A 21,665-nucleotide genomic window follows, 5' to 3' on the forward strand; every position below is an offset into this window, starting at 1 on the left:
GCCCCCTTCCCGACCGTCGCGAATCGAGAGGCCCCACCCCCATGGAACGGATCGCTCTGCACACCCGCATCGCCGCAGGGCGTGAGGCGGACTACGACCGCGAGCACGCCCGCATCTCCGACGAGCTCGATGCCGCCCTGCGCGCGGCGGGAGTGCACACCTGGCAGATCTGGCGCGACGGCCGCGACATCTTCCACCTGGTCGAGGTCGAGGACTACCGCGCGATGCGCCGGCAGCTCGCCGAGGATCCGGTGAACCTCCGCTGGCAGGAGCACATCAACCAATTCCTCGAGGTGGCCGACGACTACGGCGGCGAGGACTCGGGGATCCGTCCCGTCTGGTCCCTGCCGCAGCGGGTCCCCGGGGCGGGGAGCGCATGAGCCCCGCCCCGCAGCTCGAGCTGCCGCGCCTCGGCTTCGGTGCCGCCCAGCTCGGCAACCTCTACCGGACCACCTCCGACGAGGAGGCCGACGGCGCGGTCGCCGCCGCCTGGGACGCCGGCATCCGGTACTTCGACACCGCACCCCACTACGGGATCGGCACCAGCGAACGACGCCTCGGGCAGCGACTGGCCGGCTACCCGCGCGAGGAGTACCTGGTCTCCACCAAGGTGGGGCGCCTGCTGCTGCCGGGGCCCGGCACCGGCGACGACATGGCCAGCGCCTTCGCCGTGCCCGATGACCACGTGCGCCATTGGGACTTCTCCGAGGCCGGGGTGCGGCGCTCCCACGCGGAATCCCTTCAGCGGCTCGGGCTGCACCGGGTGGACATCCTCTTCGCGCACGACCCGGAGGAGGGGCCGACGGAGCAGGCCTTCGCCGAAGGCCTGCCAGCGCTGGCGAGGATGCGCGAGGAGGGGCTGGTCCGCGCCGTCGGCGTAGGCTCCAAGGACGTGGGCGTGCTCCTCCGCGCCGTCAGTACCGGGCTGATCGATCTGGTGATGCTCTCGGGTCGGTACACGCTGCTCGAGCAGGCCGGCGCCGAGGAGCTGCTCGCCGCGTGCGTGCAGCACGACGTGGGGATCGTGGCGGTCTCCGTGTTCAACTCCGGCCTGCTCGCCCAGCATCGGGTCCCCGAGAACGCCACCTACGAGTACGCCCAGGCTCCTGCCGCGCTGCTCGCCCGCGCCCGTGAGCTCGCGAGCATCGCCGAGCAGCACGGCGTGATGCTCCCGGACCTCGCCGTGCAGTACCCGCTGCGACACCCGGCCGTGCGCTCGGTGGTGCTCGGGATGCGCACCGCCGCCCAGGTGCGCTCGAACGCCGAGCGGATGAGCACCGAGATCCCGGCCGTGGCCTGGGGGGACGTCGAACGGACCGATCCCGGTGCTGCCACCGGAGGGACCGCCGATGTCCCCCGGTGAGCCGGTCACCGACACCCACCTGCACCTGTGGGACATCGCCGAAAGCCCCTACGCCTGGCTCGCCGGCGCCGCCCCCGAGCTGCGCCGCACGGTCGAGATCGACCAGGTGCGCCCCGGGCTGCGGGACCTCGGCGTCACCCGCGTGGTCCTCGTCCAGGCCGACGACACCCCCGAGGACACCGACCAACTCCAGCACACCGCCCGCGCGATCGAGGCGCATGCGGCGCAGACCCGGGAGGGCATCGCCCGCGCGGACGTCGTGGGCTGGCTGCCGCTGCGGGATCCTGCCGCGGTGCGCGAGGCGCTCGCCGATCCGCAACGCACCGACCACCTCGTAGGGGTGCGGCATCTGGTCCACGACGACCCCGACCCGGGCTTCCTGGACCTTCCCGAGGTCGCGCAGTCTCTCGAGCTGCTGGCCGCGGCCGGCCTCCCGCTCGATGTCCCCGACGCCTTCGAGCGTCACATGGAGCAGGTGGTCCGCGTGGCGCAGCGCCACCCCGGGCTCACCGTGGTGCTCGACCACCTGGGCAAGCCCCCGCTCGGCGACGCCCAGGCGATGGAGCGCTGGCAGACGCAGCTCGAGGCGATCGCCGCCTGCCCGAACGTCGTCGCGAAGGTCTCCGGGCTCGCCACCAGCGGGAATGGTGACTTCGCCGCCGCGGCCGATCTCGCGCTGTCGCTATTCGGGGCCGAGCGGCTGATGGTCGGTTCGGACTGGCCGATCGCGCCTCGGCCCCTGGATCTGGGCAGCGGCTTCGCGCGCGTGCTCGAGCACGTGCGCAGCTGGTCAGAGGCCGACGTCCGCGCCGTCACGCACGGAACCGCGGCGCGGGTCTACCGCCGGCTGGGCGAGGCGGATCCGACCTGAACGCGCCCGCCAGGTGCCCGCGGTGCGATGCCCGTGCTGCGCGTTCGACCCGGTCGTCGGCGGGGAGATATCAAGATTGTGCGATTCCGAACCAGATCCGCGCCGAAAACGGCTCAGATCCTGCCAATCCTCGACTCGCTGAGCTGAGTACTGCGGGGTCTCCGGGCAGATCTGCCCGCCTCACTCCGTCGGCGGTTCCCCCTGCGCGAGCAGCCAGGACTCGACCCCGGCCACATGCGCCGCAGCATAGGTGCGGGCGAGGTCGGGGCGGCGGGCCCGGAGCGCGTCCAGGATCCGCCGATGCTCGGCGAGGGTGCGCTCCACGGACGAGTCGTCGGTCAGTCCGCGCCACACCCGGGCGCGGGCGGTGGAGCCCGCGAGGCTGTCCAGCAGCGAGCTGAGGTAGTCGTTGGGGCAGCGCTGGTTGATCAGCCTGTGGAAGGTGATGTCCGCGGCAACCAGCTCCTGGATGCTCGAGCTGTCGTCGAGATCCTCCATCGTCTGCTCGAGCTGCGCGAAGTCATCGTCGGTCAGGTGCAGGCAGGCCTGCTCGACCGCGGCAGGTTCGAGCAGTCGTCGGATCTCCAGGATCTCCACGTAGCTGGAGTCCTGGTGGAGATCGAGCACGAAGGCGAGGGACTCCAGCAGCTGCTCGGGCTCGAGCGCGGTCACATAGGTGCCGTCGCCCTGGCGCACATCGAGCACCCGGATCACGGACAGCGCCTTGACCGCCTCGCGCAGCGAGTTGCGGGAGACGCCGATCGTCTCGGACAGCTCGGCCTCGGTGGGCAGGCGGTCACCGGGCTTCAGCGTCCCATCGACCACCATCTGCTTGATCGCGCTGATCGCACGGTCGGTGACGGTCGAGGCCATCAGCGCCGTGCCTCGGCAACGGAGCTCAGGCGCTCCGGGGCAGGAGGGATGAAGGGAGCCGGCATCAAGAACCTCCGAGGTGAGGGAATGCAGTGATCGTTCGAGCCTAGCTCAGAGGTCCGATGAGTCGGCGACCTGCGGAGTCATCCGCAGCAGGACCTTGCTCGCGGTGCTCCGATCACTGGCCGTGCGGAAGGCGAGCTCCGCATCGACGAGGTCGAACTCGTGGGAGATCAGCGGTTCGGGATCGATGTCGCTCGCCAGGAGCGCGATGGCTTCGGCGAACTCGGTGTGGAAACGCCATGAGCCGTGGAGCTGGATCTCCTTGTTCACCAGGGCGTTTCCGAGGATCGCCGTCGTGCCCGGAGGCAGGATGCCGACCTGCACGATCCGCCCGCCAGGACGGACGGCGCGGATGCAGCTGTTCAATCCCGCCGCCGTCCCGGAGGCTTCGATGGCGACGTCGATCTGCCCCGGCAGCTCGTTCGGCGCGGACTGGTCGGCGCGCACGAGGACGTCCGCACCCATCTGCTCGGCCAGTCCCAGCGCGTGGTCGGTGAGGTCAGAGGCGATGACAGTGCCGGCGCCAGCCTGCTTGGCCGCGGCGACGGCCAGGCTGCCGATCGGTCCGGCACCCGTGACCAGCAGGGTCTTCCCGGTGAGCTCGCCCGCTCGACGCACAGCGTGGTACGCGACGCTGAACGGCTCGGCCAGCGCGGCACGGCGCAGGGTCATCCCGGGTGGCAGTGGAAAAGCTCGTTCGGCGGCCACCGCGAGCTGCTCGGTGAAGCCGCCCTGGATGTGCGGGGTGTGCGCGGCTGAGCCGAGATAGCGGCTGGCCCGGCAGAGGTGCGGCTGGCCCTCCAGGCACGCCGGGCACTCACCGCAGACCTCAGCCGGATGCACCGCGACGGGCTGCCCGATCTCCAGCCCGCTCACCCCAGCGCCGAGGGTGCGGATGCGGCCCACCACCTCATGGCCGAGCACCAGCGGTTCGGTGATCGTGAACTCCCCGGCCGCCCCATCGTGGAAGTAGTGAAGGTCGGAGCCGCAGATGCCGCCGTAGGCGATATCGATGACGACCTCACCGGCGGCGGGTTCCTCCTGGGGGCGCTGCTCGACGACGAGCTCGCCGGACGCCCGTTTCACGCATGCCAGCATCGCTGTCTCTCTTCTCTGAAGGTCGTGTGGGCGTCCGGCTCAGTTCCGGTCCTCGATCTCCAGCAGATCCATCGCGCTCGCGCTCTCGATCTCGGCGTGCTCGGGCTGCTCTTTCTGCATCCGCTCGAGGTAGGGCTGGGAGCGCTGCACCTGCTGCTCGAGGCTGTTCACCGTGGCCAGGAAGTTCTCATTGGCCTTGGTGCGGAAGGCGTCGATCCCGTCCATGGTGGTGAACAGGTTGTCGAAGGCCTTCTGGAGGGTCTCGGGGGAGACGCCCGAGGTCGCGGCCTGCTCCTGGATCTTCACGGAGTTGTCCGCGAGCATCTGCGAGGTGCGGGAAATGAGGCTGTCGGTGGTGCGGTTGACCGCGTCGATCTGGTCCAGCACGATCTTCTGGTTCTCGAGCGCCTGGGCGGTGATCACCGCGGTGCGCAGCGCCGTGACGGTGGTGGTGCGGGCCCGCTCCACACCCTGCTGGAGCTTGGTGTTGTTGTCCTCGATCAGGCCCATCGACAGGTAGGCCTGCACGGTGACGGCGATCTGGGTGGCCACATCCTGGCGGCGCTGGCGCACGGCGAACAGCACGTCCTTCTCGAGCGCCGCCGCCTCGGCGGCCTTGCCCTCGGTGCGGGTCTGCTCGGCGCGGCGCACCGTGCGGTCATCCAGCAGGCTCAGCAGGTAGGCGGCCTTCTGCAGCGCGGCGAGGTCCTCCCAGAGCGCCCGACGCTCCACGGAGAGCTCGGCGTTGTCCTTCTGCAGCATCTCCTGGCCGCGGGAGAGCGCGCCGAGCACCTGATCCAGCTGGTCCTGGTTCGACTCGAAGTTGCGGAAGTAGCGCTTGGCGATGTTGCGGCCGGGCAGGAAGGAGAGTGCCTTCTCCGCGAAGGTCTCGTCCTTCGGGGCCAGGTCCTCCATCGTGGTGCGCAGTTCGGAGAGCGACTTCGCGACCGACTCCTGCGCATTGCCCTTCTCCTTCGACTCCCGCAGCGACTGCTGCATGAAGCGGGAGGAGGTCTGGCTGGTGCGCTCGAAGGTCCGCCGAGCCACCGCGCCGAGCGCGTTGACCTGCGCGGTGAACTCCTGCGAGTGCGGGTTCATCCCTGCGACCTGGTCCACCCAGGCGTCGGCCCGCTGCTCGAGCTCCTGCGCCTTCTCCTGGGGCAGATCGGGCAGCACCGAGACCGCGTCGTCGTCGCTGATCTGCTCGATCGGCTCGGCGGGCGTGATCTCTTCGGTGGGTGTGGGCGGCTGCAGCTTGTCCATCGGTGCCTCCTGGGCGGTGCGGTGGTGGATTGGAGAGGTCCAGAGGGTGGTCAGATGTCGATGAGTGGGTTCAGATGCTGGTCGGCGAAGCGGGTGCGCAGGAACTCGGAGTGCACCTCGAGGGAACGGGAGACCCCGCCGACGATGTCGCTCTCGATCTGCTCGACCCCCTCGGCCAGCACGCCGAGCTGCTGGTCGATGCTCTCGAGGTTATCGAGCGCCTCCTGTCGGGCGGACCCTGCGAAGGTCTGCAGGAAGGCGAGGGTGTCGCTCGCGGCATCGACCTGCTCCGGCACGGAGCGGGTGGCGATCCCCTCGAGCATGGTCACCTCCGCGGCCGACGGGCGCAGCGGCTGCAGCTGCTCGGAGCCGACGAGCGCATCGATCCTCTTGACCAGGGAGTCCACGTCATCCAGCACCCGAGCCGCGCCGGGGACGGTCGCGCGCGGTCGCAGCTGGGCGCTGCGCTCACGGGTCTCGGCGTCGGCCTGGAGGATCCGTTCGAGCACGGTGCGGGTGCTGCCGGTGACCGAGGCATCCAGCACCGGGCGTTCCTCGGCAGCGCGGCGCGGGGCATTCAGCACCAGGGCGCTGCCGCCGAGGGTCACCACGCCGATGCCGGCGGCCGCGGCGAGCACCAGCAGCGGGCCGGCAACGGCGGTGCCGAGCCCCAGCACCACCGTCGCGATCGCGGCCAGACCGCCCAGCAGCACCGGGGCGCCGAAGCGCACCAACGGCGAGCGGCGCGGCCCGCCGACGGCCTTCGAGCCGGGGGAGTGGACCTTCCCCTCGAGCGGCTTCTGGATCGGACCCCAGAGGTCACGGCGCTCCGCGGTGGCCTTCCACGGCAGATCCTGGTCACCGGGCGCGAAGGCGAGCGTCGAGTCGGGGCCGAGGTCGGCGTCAGAGCCGCCGGAAGCGGGCGCGAACGGGTCGGGGAACCGGCCGTTCCCGCTGTTCGTCCCATTGCTCGTCGTCCCGCTGCTGTTCGTCCCGCTGCTCGGCCGTTCGGCCGACGGATCGCGTTCTTCGCTCACTGGTTCCGGCTGTCCTCCCCGAGGCGGAAACGAGAGACCCGGCACGGGCCGGCGGTGCAATCCTGAGATCGCTCCCGGCGCCGTGCGAGCGCCTCGTCCTGGGCGTGCCGAAAGGTTATCGCGAGCCACTGGATATCGCCCGAGGATTCGCCGGGCGCGTAGTCAGCAGGTGCGTGCTCAGCTCCTCGGAACCGGCTCCCAGGCCCGCGACGCCGCGGACCGCACGATCGCGTCGCAGATCTCCGCCGCGCTCAGCCCGTCGGCCGCATTCGGGGCAAGCTGCGTGCCGTGCACGACGTCGGAGAGGAAGGCCCCGGCCTCGATGGTCTTGAGGTCATCGAAGCTCATGGGGATGCCCGGCCCGGGCTGGAAGCGGGCGTAGTCGCCGTGGCCGGGACCCGCGAGCACCGTGGTGTAGCCGTGCTCGGTGCCGCCCTCGCCGAGCATCACCTCGAACTCGTTCATCCGGGTGAAGGACCAGCGGGCGGAGCCCTCGGTGCCGAACACCTCGAGCGCGTAGTCGGAGCGGTGCCCGCGCGCCACCCGGGAGGACTCCAGGGTCGCGTGGGCCCCGCCGTCCAGCCGCGCCAGCGCCGCCACCCAGTCCTCGTTGCCGACGAGTCCGCGTTCCTCGCCGACCTCGATGCCGCCATGACCGACCCCTGCGGAGAGGGCGATCGGACGCTCGGTGATGAACACGTCGGAGACGGCGGTGACCTCCGTGAGGCGCTGCCCGGTGACATGCTGGACCAGGTCCGCGCCATGGGAGAGCAGGTCGCCGATCACGCCGCTGCCCGCATTCTCGCGGTCGTACCGCCAGGTCAGGGCGCCGTCGGGAGAGGAGGCGTAGTCGGCGTTCAACCAGCAGCGCACGTTCGTGATCCGGCCCAGCCGGCCCTCGGCGATCATCGTGCGCAGGTGCGCGACGGCGGGGGCGTGGCGGTAGTTGAAGCCGACAGCCGTGGCGACGCCCGCGCCGTCGTTCGCGGCGGCAGCGGCGTCGTGGATCTCGCGGGACTGCGCGGCGGAGACCCCCATCGGCTTCTCGATCCAGAAGGGCTTGCCGGCCCGCGCCGCCGCGACGGCGAAGTCGCGATGGAGGAAGTTCGGCGAGCAGATCGAGACCGCCTCGACCTCGGGGTCGGCGAGCACCTCCTCGATGCTCGCGACCGCCTTCTCGACGCCGAACTGCTCGACCGCGGCCTGCTGGTTCTCCTGGATCGGATCTGCGGCGACCACCAGGCGGGGCCGGATCCCGAGCTCTGGGAAGCGGGAGGGGAGGCGCTGGTAGGAGGAGGCATGCAGGCGCCCCATCCAGCCGAGGCTGACCAGGCCGATTCCCAGTTCCCGCGGCGCGCTCACTTCAGTCCCAGTCCGCACTCGGCCAGGAACTCACGGGTGGCGATCGCGTTGGGCAGCGGCAGGCCCGGGTCGCAGGGGTAGAGATCCTGCTCGCAGATCACGTAGAGCTCACGATCCAGGGTGGCCAGCTTCGCGACCAGCTCCCGCATGTCCGGCAGACCCTTCGGCGGCCGCACCGAGGCCCCCTTGGCCACGGCCTCCCCGAAGGGCCAGTCCTTCTCGTGGGCCTCGCGGGTGATATCCGGGTCGAAGGCCTTGATGTGGACGTAGCCGATGCGCTCGGGGTACTCCTCGATCATCTGCACCGGGTCTCCGCCGCCGTAGACGATGTGGCCGGTGTCCAGGCAGAAGCTCACCAGCTCCGGGTCGGTCGCCTCGAAGACGCGCGCGATCTCCTCCGGGGTCTCGATGTGGGAGTCACCGTGGGGGTGCAGGACCATCGTCAGCCCGTAGTCCTGCTTCATGATCCGGCCCAGCTCGTTGGCGTTGGTGACGTACCGCTTCCAGGCCTCACCGGTGAGCTCGCGGTCGTCCGTGAACTCCCAGGTCTTCTCGTCGCGGTACATCGGCGGCAGGTGCACCATGTACTCCGCGCCCACGGCCGCGTGGGTCTCGGCGATCGCGCGGAAGGTCCGCTCGGTCTCCGCCCAGGCCTCCTCCTTGTGCAGGATCCCCCAGCCGGTCCCGGCCACGACGCGGAAGCCGTGCTCGTCCATCACGGACTGGAGCTGCTTCGCATCCTGGGGGAAGTAGCCCCAGGGCCCGGTCTCCATCACGGAGAAGCCGGCCTGGGCCATCTCGCCGAGCGCGGTGCGCCAGGGGATCTGCTTCTCGTCCTGGGGGAACCACACCCCCCACTGGTCGGGGCACACACCGACGGTGAGCTTGTTGAAGGGCGGCTCGGGGTTGCGGGACTTGTCGATGCGCGCGGCACCGGAGGTGGTGGTCAAGACTCTTGCTCCTTCGGAGGTCATGTGCACGGAGGGGCCGGCCCGGGGTGTGGCCGAGATGCTGTCTCTCGGACCGGGCCCGAGGATCGCGGCGAGGGTACGGAGTCTGGTGGCCTGAGGACCGATGGTGAGCTCAGCTTCGGTCCTCAGGCCACAAAACGGTGGCACCAGACCCCTCGGACGGGTCACTCGTGGGTGGGGAAGCTCATGGAGCTCTCGACGGTCTCGTTCTGGGCGGGCCAGCGGGTGGTGACGGCCTTCTGGCGGGTGTAGAAGCTGACGCCTTCAGGACCGTGGGCGTGGTGCTCTCCGAACAGCGAGTCGTTCCAGCCGCCGAAGGAGTAGTAGCCCACCGGCGTGGGGATCGGGACGTTGATGCCGATCATCCCCACCTGGATCTCGTCCTCGAAACGCCGGGCGTAGTGGCCCGAGTCGGTGAAGATCGCGGTGCCGTTGCCGAAGCGTGAGGAGTTGACCAGGTCGATCGCCTCGTCGAAGTTGTTCACGTGCATCACCACGAGAACCGGCCCGAAGACCTCCTCGGTGTAGGTGGGATGGTCGGCGGCGAGGTCGGTGATGACCGTCGGCCCCACGAAGTTGCCGTTCTCGAAGCCCTCCACCACCAGGCCGCGCCCGTCGACGACGATCGTGGCGCCGGCCTGCTCGGCTTCGTCGGTCATGCGGATCACGCGCTCGCGGGCCTCGGGGGTGATCACCGGCGGCATGTCGGTCGTCGGATCATCTCCCGGGCCCACGACGAGCTTCTTCGCCTCGGCCGTGATCGCAGTCATGAACGCTTCATGGGCGTCGCCCACGGTGACCGCGACCGGGACCGCCATGCAGCGCTCGCCGGCGGAGCCGAACGCGCCCGAGGCGACCTGCGCAGCGGCGAACTCGAGGTTCGCATCCGGCATGATCACGGCGTGGTTGTTCGCACCGCCGAGGGCCTGGACCCGCTTGCCGGCCGCGGAGGCGGTGGCATGGACGTGCATGGCGATCGGGGTGGAACCCACGAAGGACACTGCGGAGACACCCTCGTGGGTGGACAGGGCGTCGACCACGGTCTTGCCGCCGTGAACCACCTGGAACACGCCGGCAGGCAGGCCGGCTTCCTGGTAGAGGCGGGCGACGATGTTCGAGGCGGAGGGGTCGCGTTCGGAGGGCTTGAGGATGAAGGCGTTGCCGGTCGCGATCGCGACGGGGTGCATCCAGAACGGCACCATGGCCGGGAAGTTGAACGGGGTGATCCCGACGACCACACCGAGCGGCTGACGCAGGGTGTGGGCGTCCACCCCGGTGGAGACGTTCTGGGAGAACCCGCCCTTGAGGTCCTGGGTGATGGAGGTCGCGAACTCCAGGGTCTCCAGGCCGCGGGCGATCTCGCCCTTCGCGTCCCCGAAGGTCTTGCCGTGCTCGCGGGAGATGACCTGGGCGGTCTCGTCGGTGTGCTCGATCATCAGCTCACGCATGCGGTAGAGGATCTGGGTGCGTCCGGCGAGGGACACCTTGGCCCATGCCTTCTGCGCGTCCGCGGCGATCTGGACGGCGCGGTCGACGGTGGACTCATCGCCCAGCTGCAGGGTGCCCATCTGGGCGCCCGTGGCGGGGTTCATGATCGGCTGGGTGGAGCCGCCGCCGGTCTCTTCGTGGCCATCGATCCAGTGCGGGACGTCGTAACCCATGAGTGTTCTCCTTGCGGGTCGGGCTTGCAGGTCGGTCGGTGCGCGGTGCCGTGGGGTGGTGCTGTGTGCGGTGCGGGGGCGGGTCAGAGGTAGTGGCGCTGCGGGGAGCGCCGGTCCTCGTAGACGCTCCGGGCGGACTGCGTCGAGTCGAGGGTGGAGACCTCCGAGACGGGTACGTCCCACCAGCTGTTGCCGGGCGGGTTCGGGCCGTACAGGTTCGTCGTGACCACGATCGCGGTGGCCTCGCTCGAGGCCGCGGCGCGGCGATAGGCCTCACGGAAGTCGGCGGCGCTCGAGACCTCCTGGACCTCGATGCCGTAGGAGCGGATGTTCGCGGGGATGTCCAGCGGGACCAGCCCGCCGTCCAGCAGCCCCGACGTCGCGTCGCGCATGCGGTACTCGGTGGCGAAGCGCTGGCTGCCGTGCGATTCGGACAGCGCACCGATCGAGGACCAGCCGTGGTTCTGCAGGATCACCAGGATCACCTTGACCCGCTCGGCGACGATCGTGGCGATCTCCTGGGGTGCCATCTGGAAGGTGCCGTCGCCGATGATCGCGACCACCTCCGAGCTGGGGGAGGCCATCTTCGCGCCGAGCGAGGCCGGCAGCTCGTAGCCCATGCACGAGTAGCCGTACTCCAGGTGGTACTGCAGCGGCGAGCGGGCCTTCCACAGCGCCTGCAGGTCACCAGGCATGGAACCGGCGGCGTTGATGACGATGTCCTCGTCGCCCATCATGTCGTTCAGGGCGCCGAAGATCTCGGTCTGGGCGGGCAGCTCCTGGTCGTGCGGGGCGAAGCACGGCGCCACGAGCTCCTCCCACTCGGCGCGCAGGGCGCGGGCGCGCTCGGCGTGCTCGGCCGGTGCCTGGTAGCCGGTGGCTGACGCGATGTCGGTCGCCGTCGCCCCGGGCGCCGCGTCGCTCGCAGGGGCCCCGGCCAGAGCCCCGCGCAGGGCGTCCAGTCCGGCGCGGGCATCGGTGACGACCATGGTCGCGGAATGCTTGGCGGCGTCGAACGCCTTGACATTGAGGTTCACGAAGCGCACGTCGGCGTTGCGGAAGGCGGTGTGGGAGGCGGTGGTGAAGTCGGTGTAGCGGGTGCCCACGCCGATCACCACGTCGGCCTCGGCGGCCAGGGTGTTCGCGGCATTGTTGCCGGTCGAGCCGACGCCGCCGATGCACAGCGGGTGATCCGCGCTGAGGGCGCCCTTGCCGGCCTGGGTGTCCAGCACCGGGATGGAGGTGGCGTCGGTGAAGGCCGCCAGCGCATCGCTCGCCTCGGAGTAGATCGCGCCACCACCGGCGATGAGCACCGGCTTCTTCGCGGAGCGGATGACCTCGACGGCGCGGTCGAGGGCCGCGGGCTCGGGCACCGGACGGGCCACGTGCCAGGTGCGCTCGCGGAAGAACTCCAGCGGCCAGTCGAAGGCCTCGGCCTGCACATCCTGCGGCAGGGAGAGGGTCACCGCACCGGTCTCGGCCGGATCGGTGAGCACCCGCATCGCCTGCAGCGCCGCCGGAATCAGCTGCTCGGGCCGGGAGATGCGGTCGAAGTAGCGCGAGACAGGACGGAAGGCGTCGTTGACGGAGACGTCCCCGCTGGTCTCGTCCTCGAGCTGCTGCAGCACCGGGTCGACGGTGCGGGTGGCGAAGATGTCGCTGGGCAGCAGCAGCACCGGGATGCGGTCGACGGTCGCGAGCGCCGCGCCGGTGATCATATTCGTGGAACCGGGGCCGATCGAGGCAGTGCAGGCGAAGGTCTGCAGGCGATTCTTGGTGCGGGCATAGGCGACGGCCGTGTGCACCATGTTCTGCTCGTTGCGGGACATGTGGAAGGGCATCGGCGCTTCACCCTCGGCGGGATCCTGCGCGTTCTGCAGCAGCGCCTGGCCCAGCCCGGCGACGTTCCCGTGGCCGAAGATCCCGAAGGTGCCGGGGATGAAGCGCTCCCGGATCCCGTCGCGCTCGGCGTACTGGGCGGTCAGGAAGCGCACCAGCGCCTGGGCGACGGTGAGCCGGATGATCCCGGTGGGGCGAGCGCTCGCGGCGGGGCTCATGGCCCCGGCGGGCGTCGAGAGGTTCTCGCTCATGCTGCCTCCGTTGTGCAAGCCCGCCGCGCAGGGCGGGACGTGGGTGGCACCGCCGGACGCGGACCACTCGACGGTGAGTTCGTTGTCCACCAGCATGGACCGACTGCCCACCCATGTCAAGACAATGTCGGGATGCGGCGGCGTTGCTGTCCGCGCAGGTCGCGGCAAGCTTTGCGGGATCCTCCAGCCCCGACAGGCATGCCGAGGGGCACGTGTGGCGTGTCTGCTGACGGAAGGTGTCGGGCTGCCGGCTCGACTGACGCATGCGTCCATCAGGTAGCATCTTTTGTCTGGACAAAGAGTGGCCTCCGTGGGAGCATGGGCGCACTCGCCGGACCGCCGGGCACCGTCGCACACGGCAGCAGTCACACACAGCGGCAGTCACGGCAGCAGTCGCAGACGGCGGCGATCCAGGTTTTCGACGCAGGGAGGCATGGAGACCCATGGCAGCAGATTTCGACATCATCACGTTCGGGCGCAGCGGCGTGGACATCTACCCGCTGGAGATCGGCAAGGGGCTCGAGGACATCCAGAGCTTCGGCAAGTTCCTCGGCGGCAGCCCCACCAACGTCGCCGTCGCCGCGGCCCGCCTGGGCAACAAGCCCGCCGTGATCACCGGGGTGGGGGATGACCCCTTCGGCCGCTATGTGGTCAAGGAGATGGAGCGCCTCGGCGTCTCGGGCCGCTTCGTGGTGAAGAACAGCGAGCTCAACACCCCGATCACGCTGTGCGAGATCTTCCCGCCGGATGACTTCCCGCTGTACTTCTACCGCCAGCCCAGCGCCCCGGACCTGCAGGTCGCCCCCGAGCACCTGGACCTCGAGGCGATCCGCCAGGTCCCGCTGTTCTGGTTCTCCGGCACGGGACTGTCCGAGGAGCCCAGCCGCTCCGCCCACTTCGCGGCGCTCGAGGCCCGCGGCCGCACCTCCCACACCGTCTTCGACCTCGACTACCGGCCCATGTTCTGGTCCAGCCCCGAGGAGGCCCGCGAGCAGTACCGCGAGGCGCTGAAGCACACCACCGTCGCCGTGGGCAACAAGGAGGAGTGCGAGGTCGCCGTCGGCGAGACGGAGCCCGAGCGCGCCGCCGATGCGCTGCTCGAGGCGGGCGTGCAGATCGCGATCGTCAAGCAGGGCCCCAAGGGGGTGCTCGGCAAGACCGCTGATGACCGTGTGGTGGTCGCCCCGAACCTGATCCAGGTGATCAACGGCCTCGGCGCCGGCGACAGCTTCGGCGGCTCCCTGGCCCACGGTCTGCTGGCCGGCCAGGACCTGGAGACCATCCTGACCCGCTGCAATGCGGCAGGCGCCATCGTCACCAGTCGCCTGGAGTGCTCCACCGCGATGCCCACCGGTGAGGAGATCGATCTGCTGATCGCGGGCGGTGACCCCAACCACGGCCAGACCGTCGAGCAGATGCTCGATGCGCTCCGCAATCGTGGTGTCGTCGAGCCGGCGGGGGAGCGGGCATGAGGCCCTTCGACGTCGGCGGAGCCTCTGCCAGTACCCCCACCACCGACTTCGTCTCCACCTACGAGGACGTCACGCGGGTGCGCGTCGAGGATCCGGGCCGGTTCGCGCGCCTCGCCGCGACCCGCAGGCGTCGCACCGTCGCCGACACGGACGGCACGATGATGATCGTCGCCGCGGACCATCCCGCCCGTGGTGCCCTCGGAGTGGGCTCCCGCGGCCAGGCCATGGCCAGCCGCTCCGAGCTGCTGGATCGCCTGCGTGAGGCGCTCGCCGTCCCCGGGGTGGACGGAGTGCTCGGCACCGCCGACATCCTCGAGGACCTGATGGTCATGGGCGCTCTCGAGGACAAGATCGTGTTCGCCTCGATGAACCGCGGCGGCCTGCAGGGCAGCTCTTGGGAGATCGAGGACCGCTTCACCGCCTATGACGCGGCGTCCATCAAGGCGGGCGGCTTCGACGGCGGCAAGATGCTCACCCGCATCGACCTGGACGACGACCGCACCCCCTTCATCCTCGAGGCGAGCGCGACGGCGGTCTCCGAGCTCGCCCGCCACGAGCTGATCGCGATGGTCGAGCCGTTCATGTCCTCCCGCCCCGGCGGGCCCGGCACGAAGATCGTCAACGACCTCTCCCCGGAGGCCGTCATCAGGTCCATCCACATCGCCCAGGGCCTCGGCACCACCAGCGCCTACACCTGGCTGAAGCTGCCGGCGGTGGACGACATGGAGCGCGTCATGGACTCCACCACCCTGCCCACCCTGATCCTCGGCGGAGACCCGGCGAACGACGACCCGATCGCCCTGCGGGCATCGTGGAAGCGTGCCCTGGACCGGCCGAACGTGCGCGGGCTGGTCGTCGGCCGCACCCTGCTGTATCCGGCCGGTGACGACGTGACCGCTGCGGTGCGCGCCTCGGTCGAGATGATCCGCTGACTGACCCCTTCGGGAGGAGAGCACGATGACCACGCATGACACGAGCACGCACGACAGCTCAGAGTTCCACCTGCCCGCCGGCTCCACCGGTCGCGGCCCCTACGAGACGATCATCGACCCCGGTGCGCGCGACGGCTGGGTCCATACCGGCCTGCGCGTCCTCGCGCTCGGGGCGGGGGAGAGCGAGATCTTCACGGCGAACAGCGTCGAGGTGATGATCGTGCCCCTGGACGGCAGCTGCGAGGTCTCCGTCGATGGCGAGAGATACACGCTGCGCGGCCGCACCGACGTGTTCGCCTCCGCGACGGACGTGCTCTACGTGCCCGTCGGCTCCCTGCCCACGATCTCGTCGGCCGACGGGGGCCGCTTCGCGCTCGCGACGGCGGTCGCGACCGGCAGCCACCCGGTCGCGCTGATCCGCGCCGAGGACGTCCCGGTCGAGATCCGCGGCGGCGGGAACATGACCCGGAAGGTGCGCAACTTCGGCACCGTCGGCGCCTTCGACGCGATGGACAGCCTCATCGCCTGTGAGGTCATCACCCCAGGTGGGAACTGGTCCAGCTACCCAGCGCACAAGCACGACGAGACCGTGGACGACGGGGAGCATCCGGAGTCCGAGCTCGAGGAGATCTACTACTACGAGATCCAGGACGCCCCCGGTGGCGGGCCCGGCTTCGGCTACCACCAGACCACCGCGAGCGGTGACGACAGACCCATCGACGTGCTCACCGAGGTGCGCAGCGGCGACACGGTCCTGGTCCCGCACGGCTGGCACGGCCCCTGCGCCGCCGCCCCCGGCCACGACATGTACTACCTCAACGTGATGGCCGGCCCGGACGCCGAGCGGGCCTGGAACATCACCGACCATCCCGAGCAGACCTGGGTGCGCGGCACCTGGGATGAGGCCGGGATCGACCCCCGACTCGAAGGAGAGGCCTGATGAGCGCAACCATGGCCCAGCCCGCCGCACCCCCGCAGACCGGGCCGCAGGACGCGGCGACGAGCGTCGTCCCCACAGCGCTCCCGCAGGACATCCGCGTGGGCGTCATCGGCGTGGGCCGAATGGGTGCCGACCATGTCGAGCGCCTCTCGCGTCGCATCAAGGGCGCGCGCGTCAGCGTGGTCAGCGACTACCTGCGCGAGACCGCGGAGACGGTCTCCGCCACGGCTCCCGGCTCCCGCGCGGTGGATTCCCCCGAGGAGGTCATCGCCGCCGACGACGTCGACGCCGTCCTCATCGCGAGCCCCGGCCAGTTCCACCGCGACCAGGTGCTGGCCTGCATCGCCGCGGGCAAGCCCGTGCTGTGCGAGAAGCCGCTGGCGATGAACCCCTCCGATGCCTATGACGTGGTCCGGGCCGAGCACGAGGCCGGCCGCGCGTTCGTCTCACTGGGCTTCATGCGCCGCTTCGATGCGGGCTACGGCGAGCTGAAGGACGCGCTAGAAGCCGGTGACCTGGGCACCCCGCTGATCCTGAACTGCAAGCACCGCAATGCCGACGTGCTGCCGGGCTTCACCGACGTGCACATGGTCTACGACTCCGCCGTGCACGAGATCGACGCGATCTCCTTCTTCCTCGAGGAGCCGGTGGTCTCGGTCCAGACGCTCACCGGTCGCAGCTCCGAGAACGCGCCGGACGGGCTCAGCGACCCGATGCTGCTGCTGTTCCGCACCGCCTCGGGCACCCTGGTCACCGACGAGCTCTACGTCAGCACCCACTCCGGCTACGAGGTGCGCACCGAGCTGGTGGGCTCGAAGGGCACGGCGACCATCGGCCAGGAGACCGGCATGGTCACCACCCACCAAACCGGAGGCCGCTGGGGTGGCGCGGTCCCGCTCGACTTCCGGCCCCGCTTCCTCGCGGCCTACGACGCCGAGGTCCAGGCCTGGATCGCGGCGGTGGCCGACGGCTCCTTCGTCGCGCCCCGCTCGGCGACCGCCTGGGACGGCTACGTCGCCGCAGCGGTATGCGAGGCGGCGGAGGCCTCGCTCACGGCCGACGGTGCCGTCGAGGTGTCCCTGCTCGAGCAGCCCGGCACCGAAGCAGGCCCTCGTGGACACTGACAGCCACGCCGGCAGCCCCGCCATCAGCCCCGCCAGTGGCGCTGCCAGCAGCCCCGTCAGCGGCGCCGTCCCTGCCGAGAACGGCCCGATCACCCTCGACCTCGTGGTCGACCGTGACGCCAGCACCCCGCTGTACCTGCAGCTGGCCGGAGGGATCGAGGACTCGATCCGGGGCGGGGTGCTGGGCCCCGGCAGCCGGCTGGAGAACGAGCTGGCGCTGTCCAAGCGTTTGGGGCTCTCCCGGCCGACGGTGCGGCAGGGCATCCAGGAGCTCGTGGACAAGGGCATGCTGGTGCGCAAGCGTGGCGTGGGCACCCAGGTGGTGCAGGCACCGGTGAACCGGAAGGTCGCGCTGACCTCGCTGTACGACGACCTGCGCATCGCCGGGAAGGTGCCCCGCACCGAGGTCGTCGAGTACCGGATCGGCCGCCCCTCGCCGGAGGCCGTTGACCGCCTCCAGCTGCGACCGGGGGAGCAGGTGCTGGACCTGATCCGGGTGCGCTACGCCGACGACGAGCCGCTGGCCGTCATGCGCAACACCATCCCCGAGCGGATCGCCCCGACCCGGGAGGCACTCGCTGCCTCGGGCCTGTACGCCTGCTTGCGCGAGGCCGGGATCACGACCGTGCTGGCCCATGAGCGGATCGGCGCGACCGTCGCCGACGAGGAGCACGCCGAGCTGCTCGACGAGGAGCTCGGCGCGGCGCTGCTGACCATGGAGCGCAAGTCCTTCGCCAACGACGGGTCCGTTGTCGAGTACGGATTCCACGTCTATCGGGCCTCGCGTTACTCCTTCGAGGTCACGCTGGTGGATTCCTGAGCGTCGGCCCCTACGCTGGGGCGGTGCTCATCCGGTTCCAGAGCGCAATGCCGAATCGTCGAGGGTCGTTCCCGGGGATCCTCGCGATGACGAACGGGCTCCGCGACCACGGTCTGCTCGATGAGGGCGACATGGAGTGGGTCCGCCGGCAGAATGCCCACGCCAACCTGGCTTACACCGATCCGAGCACCGTGGTGGCCGACTGCTACGACCCCCGGGCGGGCGTCGCGGGGCCTCGCCGGCGTCGCGGACCGTCGACCGTTGCATAGTTGGCGTTCTCGCCGCTGAGAACGCCGCGAACGCAACGGTGGGCGGGGTAGTGCGCCGCGAACGCAACGGTGGGCAAGGATCTTGACGTTCAACTGCACTCTGACGGCTCGGTGCCACGCTGACGCGGCAGGTCAGCGACCGAAGAGGTCCCTGAATCCAGGTCAGCTCCGGTATGCGCTCTCGCAGCCGCTGTCCGATGCAATCGTGGAGATGATCGGCGGATAGGGGAGCAGATCGACTCGAGATGGGTGGGCTGGCGCCTCGCCCGGGCCCGATCCAGACAGCTATCGCGCCACTCCCAGTGCGAAAGACTCGTGACGTGCAGTGACGTCGCCGTTGCTCGAGGCAAGTGGTCTCCGTTGGCTTCGTTCTCACGGCAACTCCCAGCGCAACTCTCACTGCCACCCTCACTTCCGCCTTCGCTGCAAACCTCAGTGCGACTTTTTTGCAGTGAGAGTCGCGCTGAGAGTGACGGCCGCTCCGGAGCCGATGGTGGCCCAGCGAGCTAGGCCCCGCCGCCAGCCACCACGTCGGCCGCCGTCGGCGCCGGGATCTCGGCGTCGAAGGGGATCATCGGTCGGTCGATGCGGGAGTGGCCGAGCCGCAGCAGGTCCTGGTCCACGCCGCCGGGGGTGAGGGCGAGCAGCCAGCCTTCGGCCGCCTCGTACTGATCGGGCTCGAGATAGCCCATCTTCACGGTGACCACATCGAACCCGGTCATCGACAGACCCAGCCGTTCGAACATCGAGCGGGTCGCCCACTGGGAACGGCGGCCGGTGACCACCACTGTCAGGCCCGTTTCGTGCTCGCCGTCCAGCACTCGAAGTGCTGCTGAGCGGCCGGTGTTCGGGGCGTCGTCCAGGGCCGTCACCTCGGCGCGCAGCGCCACCGGGCCCGGGTCTCGGGCATCGATCTTCCCGCCCACGGCGAACTCTCCCCGCCCACCGACGCCCAGGGCGGTCGCGGCATCGGCCGACCTCGGATCGACCAGCGAGACCATCAGCGCGCTGATCTGCCCGGAGCGGACCTCTGGCCGGGCCAGGAGCCGGGCGAGCGCGAAGGTGGTGTCGTCGGCCCCGCCGGCACCCGGATTGTCCCCGGAGTCGGAGATCCAGAACGGTCGCGCCGAGGAGGTGATCGCCCGGTCGAGGCACTCTTCGAACGTGCCGGTGGGGGCAACGAACTCGAAGTCGTGCCGCTGCTCCCAGACGGCGGTGGCGAGCTCCAGGGCCGCAGCTTCGACCGCTTCGGCGCTGTCTCCGAAGGCGACGATCGCGGCCTTGCATCGGGGCTGGTCCGCCCAGGCGAAGCCGATCCAATAGGACACATCGGTCACGCCCTCGCGGGCGGTCAGCGCCGGGATCCGGGCGTACAGCGACTTCGCCGGCTCGATGCGGGTGGAGGTCTTCTCTCCGGGCAGCAGGATCGGCAGGTGCACCAGGGCCTTGTGGGGGCGAGCGCCGCCGGCCGCGACCCTCGCGGTCACGTCCACCAGGTCCCGCAGGCCTCGCTCGCGGGTCTCCCAGGCGTCGATGTGCGGGGCGTGGCGGTAGCAGGTCAGCAGGTTGCAGGCCTCGAACAGCGTCTCGGAGACGTTGCCGTGCAGGTCCATCGCGGTGCCGACCACGGTGTCCGGCCCGATCACGGAGCGGATCGCGGTGATCAGGTCGCCCTCGGCATCGTCCAGACCCACCACGCTCATCGCGCCGTGGATGTCGAAGAAGAACCCGTCCAGTGGCGCGGTCTCCACGGCGATGGCGAGGCCGTCGACGATCTCGGTCTTCCAGCCCTCGTAGACCTCGCGGTCCAGCTGCCCGCCCGGCAGGGCTCGGGCGTGGAGAACGCCCACATAGTCCGCGGCCGCGCGGAGGTCGAGACCGGCAGGGGAGGGGGTGGCGGGGTCGTCCACGGGCGCGGCCACGGGCTCGGCAGCTGCCGGCGGACCAGGGGCGGAGCCCGGGTCATGCGCGCCGGTGAAGAAGGGATAGCGGTCCAGGATGTCGGCGGTGCCGCGGCGCACCTCGAAGTCCGCCTCGCCGGAGCGGTACGGGGTGAAGGTGGAGGACTCGATGGCGATCCCGGCGATGCCGATGCGGGGGAGCTGGGGGGTCATGCTGACCTTTCGGAGGGGAGGGTGGCAGCCTGCTGAGCCAGGCGGGTCAGACCGATGAGTGCCGCATCGGGCCCGGCCTTGGCGGCTTCGATGCGGAGGTCCTGTGTGTTCATCGCCAGGCTGGAGTCGTAGATCGCGCTGCGCACCGCGGCGACGAAGGCGTCGATCCCCGAGAGCGAGCCGCCGATGAGCACGGCCGAGGGATTGAGGAAGTTGACCAGGGGTGAGAGCGCGTTGCCGAGGTGCCGACCCGACTGGCGCACGGCGGCGGTGGCTGCGGGCTCGAAGGTCACTGCGAGGTCCACCACCTCGCCGACCGATGTGGTCTCCAATCCCTTGGACTGCAGCTCACGACGGATCGCGGCGCCGCTCGCCACGGTCTCCAGGCACCCGATCCGCCCGCAGGCGCAGGGCTGATCGTCGGCGTCGGGAACCGGGACATGGGTGATGTCCCCGGCCACCCCGGACCCTCCATGGACGAGTGCGCCGTCCTGGATGTAGGCGCCGCCGATGCCCGATCCAGCCTTGACGTAGATGAAGGTCGCGACCTCTCCGCCGCGCACCACGAACTCCCCGAGCGCCGCTGCCCGCGCATCGTTCTCCACGAGCACGGGGACCCCGAGGGATTCCGAGAGCACCTGTCCGGCCCGGGTGCCGTGCCATCCGGGCATGCGCGCAGGGGCGGTGAGCTCGCCGGTGACGGCGGAGACCGGCCCCGGCAGACCGACAGCCGCTGAGACGACCGTGGTCCCCGGGTGCTCGGCGAGGAGCGCCTCCCATCCGGCCCGGATCACCTCGAGCGTCGGTCCAGGGCCGTCGAGCACATTGACGGACAGCTCCGAGATGATCAGCTCGTGGCCCCCGGCGCGGGTGAGCCCGAGACGGACGTGCTCGCCGCCGAGCTCCGCGACCAGCCAGGCCACATCGCGCTGCAGGGCCTGGAGCCTGACTGGGCGACGCCCACCGGTCGAGTCGCCGCTGCCCACCTCCTCGATCAGTCCGTGCGCGATGAGCCGACGCACCACGGAGGAGACCGTGGAGGCGGAGAGCCCCAGCTGCTTGCGCAGCTCTCCGCGGGAGCTCGCTGAGCCGTCGAGTATCAGCCTGAGGGCGTGGGAGTCGGAGTCGTTGCGTGCGGCCGGTGCGGCCGGTGCGGCAACGCTGCCGGGTCGGTCTTCGCCGGCTCCGAGAGAGGGGGAGTGCATGGCCGCTCCTGACCGTTCGTCCGATGAGTGCGGCCACTGTAACGGGAGGCCAGTTCGTTCATCCTGTCCCGTCACTTTAGACAGACGTGCACGAAGTGAGGCAGAAAAAGCGGTAACAGTTGGGTAACTGAAGCAAA

Annotated in this window: 19 protein-coding genes; 9 read left to right on the top strand and 10 right to left on the bottom strand. The window is 70.3% G+C overall.

What is annotated here, in order from left to right; genetic code table 11:
• Positions 1 to 41 precede the first annotated feature (41 nt).
• The 3 genes from ACT3T9_RS09725 to ACT3T9_RS09735 are packed head-to-tail and all read left to right on the top strand — an operon-like array spanning position 42 to position 2,234.
• Positions 42 to 380 carry an L-rhamnose mutarotase gene (locus tag ACT3T9_RS09725; protein WP_444606464.1) on the top strand — a complete coding sequence of 113 codons (339 nt, stop codon included), beginning with the start codon at positions 42 to 44 and terminating at the stop codon, positions 378 to 380.
• Complete coding sequence (locus ACT3T9_RS09730) at positions 377 to 1,363, top strand: aldo/keto reductase (RefSeq protein ID WP_444606465.1); 987 nt, start codon at positions 377 to 379, stop codon at positions 1,361 to 1,363. The genes ACT3T9_RS09725 and ACT3T9_RS09730 overlap by 4 nt, the downstream gene beginning before the upstream one ends.
• A complete protein-coding gene (locus ACT3T9_RS09735) occupies positions 1,350 to 2,234 on the top strand; it encodes an amidohydrolase family protein (RefSeq protein ID WP_444606466.1) in 885 nt (294 codons plus the stop codon). The genes ACT3T9_RS09730 and ACT3T9_RS09735 overlap by 14 nt, the downstream gene beginning before the upstream one ends.
• A gap of 180 nt (positions 2,235 to 2,414) precedes the next feature.
• On the opposite strand, the gene ACT3T9_RS09740 is transcribed toward ACT3T9_RS09735, so the two are convergent.
• The 8 genes from ACT3T9_RS09740 to iolD all read right to left on the bottom strand — a co-directional run bounded on the left by ACT3T9_RS09740 (position 2,415) and on the right by iolD (position 12,619).
• Positions 2,415 to 3,107 (bottom strand): FadR/GntR family transcriptional regulator, encoded by a 693-nt coding sequence (locus ACT3T9_RS09740; protein WP_444606467.1) that lies wholly within the window; start codon positions 3,105 to 3,107, stop codon positions 2,415 to 2,417.
• A gap of 111 nt (positions 3,108 to 3,218) precedes the next feature.
• Positions 3,219 to 4,256 (bottom strand): L-idonate 5-dehydrogenase, encoded by a 1,038-nt coding sequence (locus ACT3T9_RS09745; RefSeq protein ID WP_444606468.1) that lies wholly within the window; start codon positions 4,254 to 4,256, stop codon positions 3,219 to 3,221.
• A gap of 51 nt (positions 4,257 to 4,307) precedes the next feature.
• Complete coding sequence (locus ACT3T9_RS09750; RefSeq protein WP_444606469.1) at positions 4,308 to 5,531, bottom strand: toxic anion resistance protein; 1,224 nt, start codon at positions 5,529 to 5,531, stop codon at positions 4,308 to 4,310.
• Positions 5,532 to 5,581: 50 nt separating this feature from the next.
• On the bottom strand, positions 5,582 to 6,568 hold the full coding sequence (locus ACT3T9_RS09755; protein WP_444606470.1) for a hypothetical protein: 987 nt from the start codon (positions 6,566 to 6,568) through the stop codon (positions 5,582 to 5,584).
• A gap of 177 nt (positions 6,569 to 6,745) precedes the next feature.
• On the bottom strand, positions 6,746 to 7,948 hold the full coding sequence (locus ACT3T9_RS09760) for a Gfo/Idh/MocA family protein (protein WP_444606471.1): 1,203 nt from the start codon (positions 7,946 to 7,948) through the stop codon (positions 6,746 to 6,748).
• Complete coding sequence (locus tag ACT3T9_RS09765) at positions 7,927 to 8,880, bottom strand: TIM barrel protein (RefSeq protein WP_444606472.1); 954 nt, start codon at positions 8,878 to 8,880, stop codon at positions 7,927 to 7,929. Before ACT3T9_RS09765 ends, ACT3T9_RS09760 begins: the two co-directional genes overlap by 22 nt.
• Positions 8,881 to 9,065: 185 nt before the next feature.
• On the bottom strand, positions 9,066 to 10,562 hold the full coding sequence (locus ACT3T9_RS09770) for a CoA-acylating methylmalonate-semialdehyde dehydrogenase (protein ID WP_444606473.1): 1,497 nt from the start codon (positions 10,560 to 10,562) through the stop codon (positions 9,066 to 9,068).
• 83 nt (positions 10,563 to 10,645) lie between these two features.
• Positions 10,646 to 12,619, bottom strand: coding sequence for a 3D-(3,5/4)-trihydroxycyclohexane-1,2-dione acylhydrolase (decyclizing) (iolD, locus tag ACT3T9_RS09775; protein ID WP_444606529.1), 1,974 nt, complete (start codon positions 12,617 to 12,619; stop codon positions 10,646 to 10,648).
• Between the two features lie 476 nt (positions 12,620 to 13,095).
• Between iolD and iolC the strand changes: the two genes are divergently transcribed.
• The 6 genes from iolC to ACT3T9_RS09805 all read left to right on the top strand — a co-directional run bounded on the left by iolC (position 13,096) and on the right by ACT3T9_RS09805 (position 18,209).
• Positions 13,096 to 14,124 carry a 5-dehydro-2-deoxygluconokinase gene (iolC, locus tag ACT3T9_RS09780; RefSeq protein ID WP_444606474.1) on the top strand — a complete coding sequence of 343 codons (1,029 nt, stop codon included), beginning with the start codon at positions 13,096 to 13,098 and terminating at the stop codon, positions 14,122 to 14,124.
• Positions 14,121 to 15,056 (top strand): Cgl0159 family (beta/alpha)8-fold protein, encoded by a 936-nt coding sequence (locus ACT3T9_RS09785; protein WP_444606475.1) that lies wholly within the window; start codon positions 14,121 to 14,123, stop codon positions 15,054 to 15,056. Before iolC ends, ACT3T9_RS09785 begins: the two co-directional genes overlap by 4 nt.
• 25 nt (positions 15,057 to 15,081) lie before the next feature.
• Complete coding sequence (iolB, locus tag ACT3T9_RS09790) at positions 15,082 to 15,996, top strand: 5-deoxy-glucuronate isomerase (protein WP_444606476.1); 915 nt, start codon at positions 15,082 to 15,084, stop codon at positions 15,994 to 15,996.
• Positions 15,996 to 17,120 (top strand): Gfo/Idh/MocA family protein, encoded by a 1,125-nt coding sequence (locus ACT3T9_RS09795; RefSeq protein ID WP_444606477.1) that lies wholly within the window; start codon positions 15,996 to 15,998, stop codon positions 17,118 to 17,120. The genes iolB and ACT3T9_RS09795 overlap by 1 nt, the downstream gene beginning before the upstream one ends.
• Before the next feature lie 88 nt (positions 17,121 to 17,208).
• A complete protein-coding gene (locus ACT3T9_RS09800; RefSeq protein WP_444606530.1) occupies positions 17,209 to 17,940 on the top strand; it encodes a GntR family transcriptional regulator in 732 nt (243 codons plus the stop codon).
• Positions 17,941 to 18,026: 86 nt separating this feature from the next.
• Positions 18,027 to 18,209: a hypothetical protein gene (locus tag ACT3T9_RS09805; protein WP_444606478.1), complete on the top strand. Its 183-nt coding sequence runs from the start codon at positions 18,027 to 18,029 to the stop codon at positions 18,207 to 18,209.
• Positions 18,210 to 18,715: 506 nt separating this feature from the next.
• On the opposite strand, the gene ACT3T9_RS09810 is transcribed toward ACT3T9_RS09805, so the two are convergent.
• The gene (locus tag ACT3T9_RS09810; RefSeq protein ID WP_444606479.1) at positions 18,716 to 20,323 is read right to left on the bottom strand and encodes a M81 family metallopeptidase; all 1,608 of its coding nucleotides are present in this window, start codon (positions 20,321 to 20,323) and stop codon (positions 18,716 to 18,718) included.
• On the bottom strand, positions 20,320 to 21,528 hold the full coding sequence (locus ACT3T9_RS09815; protein ID WP_444606480.1) for an ROK family transcriptional regulator: 1,209 nt from the start codon (positions 21,526 to 21,528) through the stop codon (positions 20,320 to 20,322). The genes ACT3T9_RS09810 and ACT3T9_RS09815 overlap by 4 nt, the downstream gene beginning before the upstream one ends.
• Positions 21,529 to 21,665 lie beyond the last annotated feature (137 nt).

The organism is Brachybacterium sp. AOP29-B2-41, from assembly GCF_052378395.1.
Lineage (GTDB): Bacteria > Actinomycetota > Actinomycetes > Actinomycetales > Dermabacteraceae > Brachybacterium.